18 protein-coding genes are annotated in these 16,111 nt (G+C 31.8%); 6 read left to right on the top strand and 12 right to left on the bottom strand.

Translation table 11 applies throughout. The features are described from left to right. Positions 1 to 243 precede the first annotated feature (243 nt). A complete protein-coding gene (locus B5E58_RS11365) occupies positions 244 to 978 on the bottom strand; it encodes an NAD-dependent protein deacylase (RefSeq protein WP_088109780.1) in 735 nt (244 codons plus the stop codon). 87 nt (positions 979 to 1,065) lie between these two features. On the opposite strand from B5E58_RS11365, the gene B5E58_RS11370 reads away from it, so the two are divergent. Then, positions 1,066 to 1,500 carry a hypothetical protein gene (locus B5E58_RS11370; RefSeq protein WP_088109781.1) on the top strand — a complete coding sequence of 145 codons (435 nt, stop codon included), beginning with the start codon at positions 1,066 to 1,068 and terminating at the stop codon, positions 1,498 to 1,500. Positions 1,501 to 1,519: 19 nt separating this feature from the next. Continuing rightward, positions 1,520 to 2,869 (top strand): peptidoglycan-binding protein, encoded by a 1,350-nt coding sequence (locus tag B5E58_RS11375; RefSeq protein WP_088109782.1) that lies wholly within the window; start codon positions 1,520 to 1,522, stop codon positions 2,867 to 2,869. 13 nt (positions 2,870 to 2,882) lie between these two features. On the opposite strand, the gene B5E58_RS11380 is transcribed toward B5E58_RS11375, so the two are convergent. Further along, complete coding sequence (locus B5E58_RS11380) at positions 2,883 to 3,200, bottom strand: helix-turn-helix domain-containing protein (protein WP_088109783.1); 318 nt, start codon at positions 3,198 to 3,200, stop codon at positions 2,883 to 2,885. Positions 3,201 to 3,311: 111 nt separating this feature from the next. Here B5E58_RS11380 and B5E58_RS11385 point away from each other — a divergent pair, with 111 nt between their 5' ends. Then, positions 3,312 to 3,515: a helix-turn-helix domain-containing protein gene (locus tag B5E58_RS11385; RefSeq protein ID WP_088109784.1), complete on the top strand. Its 204-nt coding sequence runs from the start codon at positions 3,312 to 3,314 to the stop codon at positions 3,513 to 3,515. Positions 3,516 to 3,565: 50 nt separating this feature from the next. Here the strand turns inward: B5E58_RS11385 and hisE are convergent, their stop codons facing one another. Genes hisE through hisZ form a run of 9 tightly spaced genes read right to left on the bottom strand, consistent with a single transcriptional unit; the run spans position 3,566 to position 10,158 of the window. Further along, the gene (gene hisE / locus B5E58_RS11390; RefSeq protein ID WP_088109785.1) at positions 3,566 to 3,895 is read right to left on the bottom strand and encodes a phosphoribosyl-ATP diphosphatase; all 330 of its coding nucleotides are present in this window, start codon (positions 3,893 to 3,895) and stop codon (positions 3,566 to 3,568) included. Then, positions 3,895 to 4,230 (bottom strand): phosphoribosyl-AMP cyclohydrolase, encoded by a 336-nt coding sequence (gene hisI / locus B5E58_RS11395; protein ID WP_088109786.1) that lies wholly within the window; start codon positions 4,228 to 4,230, stop codon positions 3,895 to 3,897. Before hisI ends, hisE begins: the two co-directional genes overlap by 1 nt. 24 nt (positions 4,231 to 4,254) lie before the next feature. Next, positions 4,255 to 5,013, bottom strand: a complete 759-nt coding sequence (gene hisF / locus B5E58_RS11400) for an imidazole glycerol phosphate synthase subunit HisF (protein ID WP_088109787.1) — start codon at positions 5,011 to 5,013, stop codon at positions 4,255 to 4,257. Between the two features lie 5 nt (positions 5,014 to 5,018). Next, positions 5,019 to 5,738, bottom strand: coding sequence for a 1-(5-phosphoribosyl)-5-[(5-phosphoribosylamino)methylideneamino]imidazole-4-carboxamide isomerase (gene hisA / locus B5E58_RS11405; protein WP_088109788.1), 720 nt, complete (start codon positions 5,736 to 5,738; stop codon positions 5,019 to 5,021). 2 nt (positions 5,739 to 5,740) lie between these two features. Beyond that, positions 5,741 to 6,337, bottom strand: a complete 597-nt coding sequence (gene hisH, locus B5E58_RS11410) for an imidazole glycerol phosphate synthase subunit HisH (protein ID WP_088109789.1) — start codon at positions 6,335 to 6,337, stop codon at positions 5,741 to 5,743. 1 nt (position 6,338) lies between these two features. Further along, on the bottom strand, positions 6,339 to 6,929 hold the full coding sequence (hisB, locus tag B5E58_RS11415; protein WP_088109790.1) for an imidazoleglycerol-phosphate dehydratase HisB: 591 nt from the start codon (positions 6,927 to 6,929) through the stop codon (positions 6,339 to 6,341). Positions 6,930 to 6,935: 6 nt separating this feature from the next. Continuing rightward, positions 6,936 to 8,234 carry a histidinol dehydrogenase gene (gene hisD / locus B5E58_RS11420; protein WP_088109791.1) on the bottom strand — a complete coding sequence of 433 codons (1,299 nt, stop codon included), beginning with the start codon at positions 8,232 to 8,234 and terminating at the stop codon, positions 6,936 to 6,938. Further along, positions 8,231 to 8,878, bottom strand: a complete 648-nt coding sequence (gene hisG, locus B5E58_RS11425) for an ATP phosphoribosyltransferase (RefSeq protein ID WP_088109792.1) — start codon at positions 8,876 to 8,878, stop codon at positions 8,231 to 8,233. Before hisG ends, hisD begins: the two co-directional genes overlap by 4 nt. 2 nt (positions 8,879 to 8,880) lie before the next feature. Further along, positions 8,881 to 10,158 carry an ATP phosphoribosyltransferase regulatory subunit gene (gene hisZ / locus B5E58_RS11430; protein ID WP_088109793.1) on the bottom strand — a complete coding sequence of 426 codons (1,278 nt, stop codon included), beginning with the start codon at positions 10,156 to 10,158 and terminating at the stop codon, positions 8,881 to 8,883. Between the two features lie 253 nt (positions 10,159 to 10,411). Here hisZ and B5E58_RS11435 point away from each other — a divergent pair, with 253 nt between their 5' ends. Together B5E58_RS11435 and B5E58_RS11440 are read left to right on the top strand one after the other, a co-directional pair. Further along, on the top strand, positions 10,412 to 11,107 hold the full coding sequence (locus tag B5E58_RS11435; RefSeq protein ID WP_088109794.1) for a response regulator transcription factor: 696 nt from the start codon (positions 10,412 to 10,414) through the stop codon (positions 11,105 to 11,107). Then, positions 11,082 to 13,337 (top strand): sensor histidine kinase, encoded by a 2,256-nt coding sequence (locus B5E58_RS11440; RefSeq protein WP_088109795.1) that lies wholly within the window; start codon positions 11,082 to 11,084, stop codon positions 13,335 to 13,337. Before B5E58_RS11435 ends, B5E58_RS11440 begins: the two co-directional genes overlap by 26 nt. A gap of 30 nt (positions 13,338 to 13,367) precedes the next feature. On the opposite strand, the gene trmB is transcribed toward B5E58_RS11440, so the two are convergent. Next, the gene (gene trmB, locus B5E58_RS11445) at positions 13,368 to 14,003 is read right to left on the bottom strand and encodes a tRNA (guanosine(46)-N7)-methyltransferase TrmB (protein WP_088109796.1); all 636 of its coding nucleotides are present in this window, start codon (positions 14,001 to 14,003) and stop codon (positions 13,368 to 13,370) included. Between the two features lie 211 nt (positions 14,004 to 14,214). On the opposite strand from trmB, the gene B5E58_RS11450 reads away from it, so the two are divergent. Further along, positions 14,215 to 16,101 carry a polysaccharide biosynthesis protein gene (locus B5E58_RS11450; protein ID WP_242956666.1) on the top strand — a complete coding sequence of 629 codons (1,887 nt, stop codon included), beginning with the start codon at positions 14,215 to 14,217 and terminating at the stop codon, positions 16,099 to 16,101. The last annotated feature ends 10 nt before the right edge of the window (positions 16,102 to 16,111 follow it).

The raw sequence follows: 16,111 nt of genomic DNA on the forward strand, positions 1-16,111 counted from the left end.
GTTCATCCTGAGCCAGGATCAAACTCTTAAATTAAAGTTTAATTCTGCCAGAATTATTCTGACTTTTTTTCCAAAATTACTTGATGATTTCATCATCAATTTTAATTGACTTGGGTTGTGTTTTAATACACTATTTAATTTTCAAGGTTCACAGTGCAGAATTTATTCTAGCAAAGACAAACCCTTTTGTCAACACTTTTTTTAAAAAATTTTTAAAAAATTTTATTCAACTATAAAAAAGCCTTATAAATCGCATATTTGAGCAAAAACTTCTCCGATATTTTCATTTACAATAAGGTCAGCTTTGCTGTCATAAGGTGTAACTGATTTATTTATAAGGACAAGTTTTCTTCCCTTAAAATAATTTATAAGACCAGCAGCAGGATACACAGCAAGAGATGTTCCTCCAACTATCAAAACATCAGCATTTGATATATATTTTACAGCAGACATCAAAACACCTTGGTCAAGTCCCTCCTCATATAAAACAACATCAGGACGAACAACTCCTCCACAACTGTCACAAAGTGTAATTCCATCATCTTTTGTAACATAATCAAGGTCAAAAGTCTTACCACATTTCATACAATAATTTCTGTAAAGTGTACCATGAAGTTCAAGAACATTTTTACTTCCCGCCTTTTGATGAAGGTCATCAATATTTTGAGTTATTACAGCTTTAAGTTTACCCATATTTTCAAGTTTAGCCAAACCATAATGAGCATTATTAGGCTTTGCATCAGGATAAAGTAAATTTTTCTTATAATATTTAAAGAAAATCTCTTTATTTCTCATAAAAAAAGAATGACTTAATATTGTTTCAGGGTTATATCCATACTCACTTACAGCACTATAAATTCCCTTTTCACTTCTAAAATCAGGTATACCACTTTCAGTAGAAACACCAGCACCACCAAAAAATACAATATTATCACTATCATCAATTATTTTTTTAAGTTCATCAACTGCTTTACTCATAAAAATACACCTCCAAATATATTTTAATTTCATACTTTAATAAAAACAAGCATATCTATAATTAAAAAAATATTTTAAGGTGTAAAAATGGAAAAAGAAAAAAATATAAAATATCTTACAGACACTGTAAGCCAATTTTTAGAGACAAATCCAAAAACAGGTTTTTTGACATTTCAAGTTACAACAGCTCAAGGTAATATACCTGTTTCAAATGCAAGAATAACAGTGAGCATACCTTTAGGAAATGATTATCACATTGCAAAGGTGCTATACTCTGACGAAAGTGGAAAAACAGCACCTTTTCCACTACCTGCTCCAGATAGTTCTATCGCTGACTCTCCAAGCAAAATAAAGCCATATTCAGAGTACAATGTATCGGCAACAGCTGACGGATATAATACTGTACAACTTTTAAATGTACCTGTTTTTGAAGGCATAAACTCAATACAGCCTATAAATCTTTTACCTGTAACAGGTGGAAGAAATGAAATAGTATTTGAAGAAGAACCTCAAGATTTATAAATAAAAAAGGAGAATGAAAATGTCACAGGCAAAACTACCCTTTATACCTGAATACATAACAGTTCATTTAGGTTTACCAGATGAACCGGCGGAAAATGTTACTTTACCCTTTCCAGAATATATAAAAAATGTTGCTTCAAGCGAAATATATCCAACATGGCCTGAAAGTGCCATAAGAGCAAATATATATGCTCAAATAACATACGCTTTAAACCGTGTATACACTGAATTTTATCGAAGTCAAGGCTATGATTTCGATATAACAAGCACAACACAGTTTGACCAAAAATTTATAAAAGACAGAGAAATATTTGAAAATATAAGTCAAATTGTAGACGAGATATTTACAAGCTATGTTGTAAAAGATGGCAGTATTGCTCCATTTTTTACAGCTTATTGTAATGGTACAACAACAGTTTGTGATGGTCTTTCTCAGTGGGACACAGTTGACCTAGCAAAACAAGGTCTTTCACCCTTTGAAATACTTGAATTTTACTATGGAGATAATATAAACATAGTTGAAAATGCTCCAATATCGGCAAATGTACCTTCCTATCCTGGAGTACCTTTAAAACTTGGAAGTGCCGGAAATGAAGTAAGAATATTACAACAACAACTTAACAGAATAACAAGAAATTATCCTGCTATACCAAAAATAAAAAATATAAATGGAATTTTTGGAAAAGACACAGAAGACACTGTAAAAGCCTTTCAAAGAGTATTTAATTTAACACCAGATGGAATAGTTGGAGAAGGAACATGGTATAAAATTAAATATATCTACAACGGAATAAAGAGATTAAATGAGCTTACATCTGAGGGAATAGCCTTAGAAGAAGTAAAACTTCCTTTTCCAACAGTTCTTTCAGAAGGTTCTAGGGGTGATTATGTAAAGATAATACAGTATTATTTAAACTTTATAGGATACTTTTACAATAACATACCACCTGTAAAAATAGATGGAATATTTGGTCCAGCCACAAAAAATGCAGTTGAAGCCTTTCAAAAAATATTTGGTCTACCTGTTGATGGTGTTGTTGGTAATGTAACATGGTATAATCTAAATAAAGCATACACATCAATACTTAATACACTTCCAAAAGGCTACGAAGGAAACAATGCTGTACTATATCCAGGATTTTTCTTGACAGAAGGAACAAGAGATGAAAACGTCAAACTTCTTCAAGAATATATAAATGCTATATCTGTATACTATGATAACATTCCTTCGGTCACTGCTGACGGTATATTTGGTCCTAGAACGAAAGAAGCCGTTGAAGCCATACAGAAAATGGCTGGAATAGATGTAAACGGTATTGTAGGCCCTGTAACGTGGAATTATATAGCAAGAATATATAGTGACCTTTAAAAAAATAAGGCGGTTATTTTATAACCGCCTTATTAAAACACAAATTTATAATATCATAAATAAATATTTTTTCACTTTCTGGAAGTTTTTCAATTTTATAAAATATATTTTTTATTTCTTCACTATTATTTATAGCTCTTCCTAAAAGATAATCCGTAGAAACTTCAAAGTAATCAGCTATTTTTATCAATATATCTAAAGATGGCTCATTTCTTCCTGACTCATAATTTGATATAGCACTATATCCATAACCAAGAAAATCACCTAATTTCTTCTGATTAACACCTTTTTCTTTTCTTAAAAATTTCAATCTTTTTGATAACATAGACATATATTTTCACCCCCAATAATATATACATTATAGATACATTTTTCAGTATATTCAACCCCTGTTTTTAAAAACATAATAATAATTATTATACCAACAAAGAGGGGATAAAAATTGATAAGCTACAATCCTTTATGGAAAACTATGAAAAATAAAAACATAACAACATATGCACTTATAAACAAATATAATATAAATCCCCGAACAATAAACAATTTAAAACACAACAAATCAATAACAATGTACACATTAGAAGAACTTTGCAATATATTAGACTGCAAACCTAATGATATTGTAGAATTTATAAAAGACATTTAAAATAAAAAGACGGTATTTTAAAAAATAAAAAACCGCCTTTAAAATCAATATTATATTTCGCCCTTTGTATTAAATTTTTTAAGATTACTTTCTTTAAGCTCACGTCTTGCTAATTCTTCAAAAACATCGTCCCAAGAAAGTCCCTTTATAGATAAAAGGACACTTAGATGATACATAAGGTCTGACATTTCATAGATAACCTCTTTATTATCATCATTTTTTGAAGCTATAACAGTTTCTGTTGCCTCTTCCCCAACTTTTTTAAGTATTTTATCAATACCCTTATCAAAAAGATAGTTTGTATATGAACCCTCCTTAGGATTTACTTTTCTATCTTCAATAACCTTTGAAACCTCATAAAGTACATTTGAAAGTTCCATTATATAACCTCCTCATCTTTGTAATTTCTATAAAAACATGAACGTTTCCCTGTATGACAAGCAGCTCCAACTTGGTCTATTTTAATTAAAAGAGCGTCTCCGTCACAATCGTAGAGTATCTCTTTAACATACTGATAATGACCGGAAGTATCTCCCTTATGCCAAAGCTCCTGTCTACTTCTACTGTAATAGTGAACTGTACCCTTTTCAAGAGTAAGTTTTACAGCCTCCCTATTAGCATAGGCAAGCATAAGGACTTGACCTGTTTCGTAATCCTGTGTAATAACAGGAATAAGTCCCTTTTCATCAAATTTAAGTTTATCTATAAAATCCATATAATCACCTTTATATTAAACATATTAAAGCCTTACAGGCACATTTTTATTTTTAAGATATTTTTTAAGGTCTGTTATGTCAAGTTCTCTAAAATGGAAAAGAGAAGCCGCTAAAGCTGCATCAGCACCACCCTCAGTTAAAGCCTCATAAAAATGTTCCTCATTACCAGCTCCACCAGAAGCTATAACAGGAATTTTAACAGCATCAGAAACAGCTTTTGTAAGCTCTATATCATAGCCATTTTTAACGCCGTCACAATCCATACTTGTTAAAAGTATTTCTCCTGCTCCTCTAGCCTCGGCCTCCTGTGCCCACAAAACAGCGTCTTTTCCTGTATTTACACGACCGCCGTTTAAGTAAACATCAAAGCCTCCATCTTCACGTCTTTTAGCGTCAATAGCAACAACAACACACTGATTTCCAAATTTTTCAGCCGCTTCATTTATAAGTTCAGGACGTTTAAGAGCTGCCGAGTTTATTGAAATCTTATCAGCACCAGCATTTAAAATTGTTCTGAAATCTTCTATTGTTCTTATACCGCCACCAACTGTTAAAGGTATAAAAACCTGTTCTGCTGTACGTCTTACAACATCAACCATTGTATTTCTCTCATCAGATGAGGCTGTTATATCAAGAAAAACAATCTCATCAGCCATAGACTCATTATATATTTTAGCAACTTCAACAGGGTCTCCCGCATCTTTAAGGTTTACAAAATTAACGCCCTTAACAACTCTACCGTTACACACATCTAAACAAGGTATTATTCTCTTTGTATGCAATCACTTCACCCTCTTTCAAATCTGTCAACAGCATCTTTAAGGTTTATAGCACCTGTATAGAGAGCCTTTCCTATAATTGCACCGTGAGCCTTTATTTTATCAACATTTTCAAGGTCACTCATTGAGGAAACTCCACCGGAAGCTATAATATCAATACCAGTTTTGTCAACAAGCTCTTTTGTAGCTTCTATATTAGGACCACTCATCATTCCATCTTTTGAAATATCTGTATATATTATAGTTTTAACACCATATTCACCCATTTTAATGCAAAGGTCAACAGCTGAAACTTCACTTACTTCCTCCCAGCCAGAAACAGCAACCATGCCATTTTTAGCGTCAATTCCAACAGCTATTGCATCACCAAATTTTTCAACAGCCTCTTTAACTATTTCAGGATTTTTTACAGCAACAGTTCCAAGTATAACCCTTCTTACACCTAAAGCAAGTTTATTTTCTATATCTTCAATAGTTCTTATACCGCCGCCAGTCTGAACAGGCACATCAGAAAGATTAGCAATTTCTCTTATAATTTCACTGTTTACACCGGCTCCCTCTCTAGCACCGTCAAGGTCAACAAGATGAATGTATGAAGCTCCGCTTTTTATCCATTCTTTAGCCACTTCAACAGGGTTATCATTATAAACTGTCATATCATCAAATTTTCCCTGTCTAAGTCTAACACATTTACCGTTTTTAATATCTATTGCAGGATATATTCTCATAATCAAAGTCCTCCGAAATTTTTAAGTATTTTAAGACCAGTATTTCCACTTTTTTCAGGGTGGAACTGGAGTGCAAAAACGTTGTCTTTCTGAGCAGCAACTTGTATTTCTCTGCCATAGAATGTAGTTGCACTTACAACAGGAGCATCTGTTTCAAGGAAATAGGAATGAACAAAATATACATAAGGTTCATCACCAAGACCTTCAAAAAGAGGACTTCTCATTTTAATATCAAGGGAGTTCCAACCTATATGAGGTCTTTTAACATTATCAGGAAGAAGTTTTATTTCACCTTTAATTATACCAAGACCTTCATGTTCACCATACTCATAACTTTTATCAAAAACCATCTGCATACCAAGACATATACCTAAAAATGGCTTTTTAAGTTCAACAGCTCTATATATTTCCTCATCAATATGTTTTTCTCTTATTGTTTTTATAGCATCTCCAAAAGCTCCAACTCCAGGAAGAACTATTTTATCAGCTTGTCTTATTTTATTTATATCATCTGTAACAATAGCATCATAACCAACAAACTCAAAAGCCTTTTGAACACTTCTAAGGTTACCCATACCATAATCTATAATAGCAATCATATTACACCTCCAACATACCTTTTGTGGAATGTACCCCTTTTATTCTCTCATCATAAGATAAAGCCATATCAAGGGCATTGGCAAAGGCTTTAAACATAGCCTCCGCTATATGGTGATTATTTTTTCCTGCCAGGACTTTTATATGAAGATTAAGACCACAGTTTATACAAACAGCTCTAAAAAATTCCTCTATCATTTCTGTGTCCATATCACCTATTTTATCAACAGTAAATTCACCGTCAAAACATAAAAGTGGACGACCTGAAAAGTCAAGGGCAGCAATAACTAAAGCTTCCTCCATAGGCATTGTAAAACTTCCATAACGTCTTATACCCTCTTTATTTCCAATACATTCAGCAAGACATTTTCCAAAAACAATTCCCACATCTTCAACAGTATGATGACAATCAACGTATAAATCACCATCAGCCTTGACATCAATATCTATAAAGCCATGTTTAGAAATATGTGTAAGCATATGGTCAAAAAATCCCACACCTGTGGAAATATTGTTTTTTCCACTGCCGTCTATATTCATTTTCATTTTTATTCTTGTCTCAAAGGTATTTCTCTCAATCTCAGCAACACGCATAAAACATTACCCCTTTCTAACTCTAACAGCATTAGCATGAGCTGTAAGACCTTCAGCATTGGCAAAGGCTATAATATCATCTTGTAATGCTAAAAGAGCATCTTTACTGAAAGATATAATACTTGATTTTTTAATAAAATCATCTATTGAAAGAGGTGAAAAAAATCTAGCTGTTCCACCTGTTGGCAAAACATGGTTAGGTCCTGCCATATAATCCCCTAAAGGTTCAGGAGAATAATTTCCTAAAAACACAGCTCCTGCATTTTGAATTTTAGGTAAAAGCTCAAAAGGATTGAGAGTACAAACTTCCATATGTTCCGGTGCAATAGTGTTTGCTATCTCACAAGCCTTATCCATATTTTCAACAACGATTATAGCACTGTAATCTCTCAAAGATTTTTCAATAATTTCTTTTCTCTCTAAAACAGCTGTCTGTTTTTCAAGCTCTGTTTTTACATTTTCAGCAAGTTCAACACTGTCTGTAACAAGAACAGCAGAAGCCAGCTCATCATGTTCAGCCTGTGAAAGCATATCAGCAGCCACATAAACAGGATTAGCAGTTTTATCAGCAACAACAAGTATCTCACTTGGACCTGCCACAGAGTCAATATTTACATGACCATAAACAGTTCTTTTTGCAAGGGCAACAAATATATTTCCCGGACCACATATTTTATCAACCTTAGGAATACTTTCTGTACCAAAAGCAAGGGCAGCTATTGCCTGTGCTCCACCAACTTTATAAATCTCTGTAACTCCCGCCTCATTGGCAGCTACAAGAGTATTAGGATTAATTTTACCATTTTTCTGTACAGGTGTAGTCATTATTATATTTTTAACACCTGCAACCTTTGCTGGCATAACATTCATAAGAACACTTGAAGGATAAGCAGCTTTTCCTCCCGGAACATAGACACCAACATATTCAAGAGGTCTTATAAGCTGTCCAAGCATTTCTCCGTTTGGACTAGGTTCGAGCCAACTGTTTATTTTCTGTTTTTCATGGAAATCTTTTATTCTACTGGCTGATTTTTTAATAACATCAATAAGTTTTTTATCAACAAGAGTATATGCCTCTTCAATTTCTTCTTTTGTTACTTTAACTGTATTTTCATCAAGTTTAATTTTATCAAACTCCTCTGTATATTTAAAAAGAGCCTGATTTTTATTTTTTCTTATATCTGAAATTATACCGTCAACTATATCTTGAACATTACCATAGTCAAGTTGATTTCTGTTAAGTATAAATTCAAGTTTTTCTTTAGCTTCCTGTGATTTATCACTATATTTTATAAGAGAAATCATTTATTTTCCCCCTCTGTAAGTGCTCTTATTTTATCTATAATATCAGTAATTCTTTCATGCTCCATTTTCATACTTACACGGTTAACAACAACTCTTGCACTTAAAGGACAAATATCCTCCAAAACCATAAGTCCATTTTCTCTAAGTGTTGAACCTGTCTCAACAATATCCACAATAACATCAGAAAGTCCAACAATAGGAGCAAGTTCAACAGAACCATTAAGTTTTATTATTTCAACAGTTTGATGTTTAACTTTATAAAAATAGTCTGTTGCTATTTTAGGATATTTTGTTGCAACTCTAAGATGATGACTTCTTTCAAGTTTCTCTTTTGCACTTTCAGGACCTGCAACCATCATCTTACACTTTCCAAGACCAAGGTCTAAAAGTTCATAAAGGTTTCTGCCTTCCTCAAGTATTGTATCTTTTCCAACAATACCTATATCAGCAGCACCATGTTCAACATAAGTTGGAACATCGCTAGCCTTTGATAAGAAAAATTTAAGTCCCAATTCCTCATTTGTGAATATAAGTTTTCTTGATTTTTCTTTCATTTCCTCACAAGGCATTCCGATTTTTTCAAAAAGCTCCATTGTTTGGTCGGCAAGTCTACCTTTAGCCAATGCAAATGTCAAATATCTCATAATTATTCAGCCTCCTTTTCTGGAAGTACAAGGTCGCTTATTTTAGCGTCAACAGTGTATCCTCCCATTTCATCAAGAAGGCTTACAACCTTCAAATTATCATTATCAACAAAATATAACATATGGGCTATGCCATTTTTTTTGGCATACTCAAAATTTTTATCAAAATCGTTTGTAATAAAACTGTTTTGAACAATCATTCCATTATCTCTGTATTTCTCACCTATTGTATAAGCACTGTTTTTACCTTTTTCATTCCATGCTATAAGTGTTTTAGGTTTCTTTACAAAATCAGCTGTCTTTTCAGCTATTGAAACAATCTCATTTATATTAATTGTGAAACCTACTGCCGGCATATCTTTTCCAAAACCACTTACAAGATTATCGTATCTACCTCCGCCGACAATAGAATAACCTGTACCATAAGTATATCCTCTAAATATTATACCTGTATAATAATTTAAGTGATTTATCATACCAAGGTCAAAATATACATATTTTTCAACACCATGTATTTTAAGTATTTCATAGAGTTTTTCAAGCTCATCAAGAACATCCAAAGCCTCTTTACTCTCTGTAAGATTTCTAACATAATCAATAACATCTTTTTTACCTACAAGTTTTGTAAGTTTTGAGAATATTGTTTTGCCATTTTCAGAAATACTACTGTTTTTTATTATATTTTCAAGTTCAACATAATCTCTATTGGCTATTGTCTCTTTTATGCTGTCACATTCATCTTTTGAAAGACCTGTTTCATCAAGTATAGCTTTAAAAAATTTAACCTGACCTATATTAATTCTAAAATCTTTTATACCACTTTTAAGTATAGATTTTATTGCAAGTACAAGTATTTCAGCGTCAGCCTCTGTTGAGTTTTCCCCCATAAGCTCAACACCAGCCTGTGGCACTTCATAGAGTTTTCCCTGATAACTTCCACTTGTTTTAAATGTATTTCCCACATAGTAAAGTCTTAAAGGAAGCTCCTTATCTGAAAAAGCTGTGGCAGCAATACGAGCAATTCCCGGTGTCATGTCACTTCTCATGGCGAGAGTTGCTCCCTCTCTATCAAAATATTTGTACATTAATTTAGGGTCTGTGCCACCTCTATTTTGGTCAGAAAAGACCTCTATATATTCTAAAGAAGGACTTTCAACGGCATCATATCCATATCCCTCAAACTCTGCCCTAACTCTGTTTATTATTTCATTTTTTATACTACATTCTGCCGGAAGAATATCTCTAAAACCTACCGGTGTATGAAGTCTGTTGTCTCTCACTTTTAATCCCCCTCAACTTTATCGCTCTACTATAATAAAGTACTAAATTCTAAAATATTATAAATCCTATAAATAAAAAAGTCAATATAATATGATTAATATTACAGCAGATTATTATATTAATCAATAAAGTTATTTTTTGTGGTATACTATACTTAATTTAAGAAAACCGTAAGAAAAAGAAATATAAAATTTAAAATCGGTTTGATATATTAAAAACAAGCGAATATTTTCGATTGGGGGTAAAAATTTTATGGAGAAGTTCAATATTCTTGTATGTGATGATGAAAAAGCTATTGTTGATGCAATAGAAATATATCTTAAACAGGAAGGATACAATGTAATAAAAGCTTATAATGGTCTTGAGGCATTAAAAGCTCTTGAAGAAAATGAAATACATCTTATACTTCTTGACATTATGATGCCAAAAATGGACGGTTTAAACACAACAATAAAAATACGTGAAAAACTGAACATTCCTATAATAATACTTTCTGCAAAATCAGAGGATACAGACAAAATACTTGGTTTAAACTTCGGGGCTGATGACTATATAACAAAACCATTCAATCCTCTTGAGCTTGTTGCAAGGGTAAAATCACAGATGAGACGATACACAAGTTTAGGAAGTATTGCAGAGAAAACAAACACAATAAAAATAGGCGGTCTTGAGCTTGATAAAGAGGCGAAGGAAGTAAGAGTTGAAGGTGAGCCGGTAAAACTTACAGCCACAGAATATGGCATACTTGAACTTCTTATGGAGAATGCGGGAAAAGTTTTCTCAATAGACCAGATATATGAAAAAGTATGGAACGAGCTTTCATTTGCTCCTGAAAACACTGTTTCCGTACATATAAGAAGAATACGTGAAAAAATCGAAATAAATCCTAAAGAACCAAGATATTTAAAGGTGGTGTGGGGAATTGGCTACAAAATTGAAAAAGTCTGATAGCCACTCTGGTATAATAAAGTTTTTTGTAGTAATATTTTTCATTATAGGAGTTGTAACATTTTACGCCAGCGGTATATGGATATTAACAAACGCTGCACAATGGTATACTTCACCTTTCTTTCAGGAAGATTACAGAGATACTTATGCTTTCAGAAATAAATTTGATAATCTTCTTTATTATGCTGTTGAGACAAACCTTGTTTATAAAAGTCAAGGAAACATTGAGGACGGCAAGGCCATAAATGAAGATGACCTTATAAGAAGTTTTAAAGAATATTATAATGTAGCCGATGGTATAATAACAAGCAATACTCAAATTATAGATGACACTCTTGTACTTACAGGAACAATTCCTGATTATTTACAGGAAAACTACAAAGAGTATGAATATCTTGTAAATAACAGACTTCCAACTTACAGAAAAATATATATACAAAATCAACTTGAAAAATATAATTATCAAAATGATACTTTAAAATCTTACAATAATTTTTATTACTGTATAGAAGATGAAAACGGAAATATTATATATGGAAATGAAGACAGTGAAAAAATACTGTCATTTAAAAACCATTTTATACAGCAAGGAGATTTCATAACAGATAAAATGGGCTCATACGCCTCTGATTTTTACAGTAAAAATATATCAACAAAAAATTATAAGCTTTATGCTGGTGTACCTGATACTTTTGAGCCTGGAGACATATTTTATACAGAAAACGAAGCATTTAACAAAGTAAAAAATGGAACACCTTATTTTTTCGGTGGTCTTTTTGCTTCTTTAATAGCTTGTATATTAATGGCTGTATATTTAATAAGAATGGCAGGACAGACAACACGCCATGGAGAGGTATCTTTATCAACCCTTGACAGGATATATAACGACATTCATTTTTGGATGGTAGCTATATCAGAAATATTATTAGCTGTAATATTCCTAGGTCTTATGAACCCAATTTATTATGAAGAAAAATCAATATTTCTTTATACAGCTATAACAATACAATGTATAACAATAGTTTCAATGGCTCTTATAGCTTTAAGTTTTTTCTGTTCAATGTCAAGACAGTTAAAAGCTCATCAAATTATAAGAAATACTTTACTTGTTACACTTATAATAAAAACAGGAAGTTTTTTCAGTGGTAAATCATTTAAAGGATGGATAGTATTCACAGTAGTTATATATATAATGATAAATATACTACTTTTGTCTTTTGTATCAATATTTAGCTATAACTCAGTATTACTTCTATTTTTCGCAGGAGTATTTGCTCTCTTTAACATTATATGCTTAATAATATTATTAAAGAGTTTAGACTCTCTTACAATAATAATGAACACTGCAAGAAAGATTTCAACAGGAGATTTTAACGACACAATAAACTTAAAAAAAATATCTCCTTCCTTTGTAACATTTGCTCAGGATATAACGAATATACAGCAAGGTTTAAAAACAGCTGTTGAGGAAGCTGTAAAAGGTGAAAGAATGAAAGCGGAACTTATAACAAATGTTTCTCACGACCTTAAAACACCTTTAACGTCAATAATAACATATATAGACCTTCTAAAAAATGAAGAACTAAACAACGAAAGAGCCGATGGATATGTTGAAATACTTAACGACAAAGCATTAAGATTAAAAAGACTTATAGAAGACCTTATTGAAGCAAGCAAGGCTTCCAGCGGAAATCTTAAAGTCACAAAACAAAGACTTGACCTTAGACAGCTTGTAATGATGGCAAGCGGTGAATTTGAAGAAAAAATGGAAAAAGCAGGTATAACATTTCGCATAAATTGTCCTGAAGAAACAATAATATATGCCGACGGAAACCATATGTGGCGTATAATAGAAAATCTTATATCAAACGCTATAAAATACTCAATGCCAAATTCAAGAGTATATGTTGACATATTTAAAACAGAGACAATGGGCGTACTTGTTATGAAAAACATATCAGAAATGCCTCTTGAGATAAGCCCAGAAATGCTTACAGAAAGATTTGTAAGAGGAGATGTATCAAGAACAACAGAGGGCTCTGGATTAGGTCTTTCAATAGCAAAAAGTCTTTCAATATTACAAGATGGTCAATTTAATATAAGTATAGACGGAGACCTTTTTAAAGCCACAGTAAAAATGCCTTTATGGAAAGATAAAACTCCAAAAGATAATAAAGAAAATATTGAAAATGATATTGAAAACTTTGAAAAAACTGAAAATTTAGAATAATAAAAAGCCTTCTTAAAAGAAGGCTTTTTATTATCTCTGAAATCTAGCTTCAAGTCTATATATAGGCATACCCTTTGATGAAAATTTTTCTTCATACTCTGTCATAATATTTCCTTCATAATCACTGTTGTGAAGGTCAAGAGAAATATTTGAAAGTTTCCAGTCATCAGCACAGAACTCATTTAATGAAAACTCAAAAAGCCCTCTGTTATCTGTTTTAAAGAAAACTTCTCCTTTATCTCCAAAAACATCTTTATAACTTTCAAGGAAATTTCTGTGAGTAAGTCTTCTTTTTGCCCATCTTTTTTTAGGCCATGGGTCACTGAAATTGAGATAAATTCTTGAAAGTTCTCCAACTTCAAAAATATCTGAAAGTTTTTCAGCATTTCCACATATAATAGCTATATTTTCAGCATCTTCCTCTATTTTTCTTGCAGCAATTCCCGCAACTGTTGTCTGTCTCTCTATACCAACAAAATTTACATCTTTATATCTTCTGGCATTCTTTGTTATAAATCCACCTTTTCCACAGCCTATTTCAACATATATAGGATTGTCATTTTTAAAATATTCTTTCCATTTTCCTTTCATTGAAAGAGGCTCACGTATTACGTGGGGATTTGTATTAAGTTCGGCCTCTGCCCAAGGTTTTCTTCTAGTTCTCATTATTAATCTCCTTTTATTTCAATTTGATTATTTTTAATAGTACCACAGCATATATTTTATTTCCACAAAAATAACACTATAATTTTAAAATATAGTTTTAAAACTTTTTTCAATTTGCGTTACATTTATTTTATTTATACAATAATACTCTTGATTAAATTTTGTAACCGTTGTATCATTATATTAATTGTATAAATTTGGAGGAGTAATTGTGAATATATCGAAAAATAAAAAACATATAATTCTTTTGATGGATTTTGCAATATATGCTGTTGTAAGTTTTATTATGTTTACAATAGGAAATTATGACTCTGGTCTTAATTACACATGGATGGCAAAACATTTCATGCTTATGTTTGGATGTACATTTCTATTTCAAATTATATTCAGAACATACGACAGTCTTTGGAGATATGCAGGTACAAGAGAATATTTTCTTTTATTTAAAGGCATGTTTTGTGGCCTTTTTTCTTATCTTATAATAATAATTATATTAGGAAATAGTCGTTATTGGATACTTCAAGCTGTATCTTCCGCTTCTACATCTCTTGTAATTATGCTTCTTATACGTTTTGTTTATAGACTTTACAGAAAAAAAGTTATATATAATAACATATATGAAAACAATGGTAAAACATACATTGCAATAATAGGAGCTGGTGGTGCCGGTGCAAATCTTATGAGAGAAATAACATCAAATCCTAGTGGAAAATATATACCTTACTATTTTATAGATGATGATACTGAAAAGCATGGTAAAACTATATCTGGTATACCTATAAAAGGGCCTATAAAAGATTTTAAAAAAATTTTAAAAGGCTCTCCTGTAACAGAAATAATACTTGCAATACCTTCATTGTCACCAAAAAGAAGAAAAGAAATACTTAAAATGTTTTCAGAGACAAAATACACTTTACGTATATTACCTGAATCAATAATAACAAAAAAAGGTAATTCTTATACTGCTGGTATAAGAGATGTAAGTATAGACGACCTTCTTGGAAGAAGCTCTGTAAGACTTAATAATCCAAAAGTAAATCAACTTATAGAAAACAAAACAATAATGGTAACAGGTGGTGGAGGTTCGATAGGTTCTGAGCTTTGTCGTCAAATTTCAGGTCTTAAACCAAAAAGACTTGTTCTTGTAGATATATCAGAAAATGGAAGCTATGAAATCCAACAAGATATACTCCATAACATGGGCAAAGATTTTCCAATATCAATTGAAATTGCATCTGTAAGAGATATTAAAAAAATTAATGAGCTTTTTGAAAAATACAGACCGGCAATAGTATTTCATGCAGCAGCCCATAAACATGTACCACTTATGGAAAACTGTCCTGAGGAAGCTGTTAAAAACAATATTTTTGGAACATACAATGTTGCTAATGCAGCCAAAAAATATCACGCTGAAAAATTTGTACTTATATCAACAGATAAGGCTGTAAATCCTACTAATGTTATGGGAGCATCAAAATGTTTCTGTGAGAAAATACTCCAATCTGTGAGAAGTGATACAGACACAGTTTTTGCAGCAGTACGATTTGGAAATGTGTTAGGTTCAAATGGTTCTGTTATACCACTTTTCAAAAAACAGATAGCTTACGGTGGGCCTGTAACAGTCACAGACAAACGTATAATAAGATACTTTATGACAATACCTGAAGCTGTACAGCTTGTACTCCAAGCTGGTTCAATGGCAAAATCCGGTGAAATATATGTCCTTGATATGGGTGACCCTGTAAAAATATACGACCTTGCAGAAAATCTTATAAGACTTTCAGGTTTCACACCACATCATGACATTCAGATAATTGAAACAGGTCTTCGTCCCGGCGAAAAATTATATGAAGAACTTCTCACAAAAAGTGGGGATTTACACAAAACAGAAAATGACAAAATTTTTGTTGAGTATCAAAAAGAGATTAACTCTGAATATATAGACAATGCAATAAAAGATTTAGCAGAAGTTGTTAAAAACAATGATAGAGAAAAAATTGTTGAAGCAATACATAAATATGTACCTACATTTCTTGACCCTGACACTGTAAATGAAAAGGCTATTGAAATAATGGAAAATAAAAAATCGAAGTATTAAACTTCGATTT

It is taken from the genome of Tyzzerella sp. An114, assembly GCF_002161055.1.
Classification (GTDB): Bacteria; Bacillota; Clostridia; order Lachnospirales; family Anaerotignaceae; genus Fimicola; species Fimicola cottocaccae.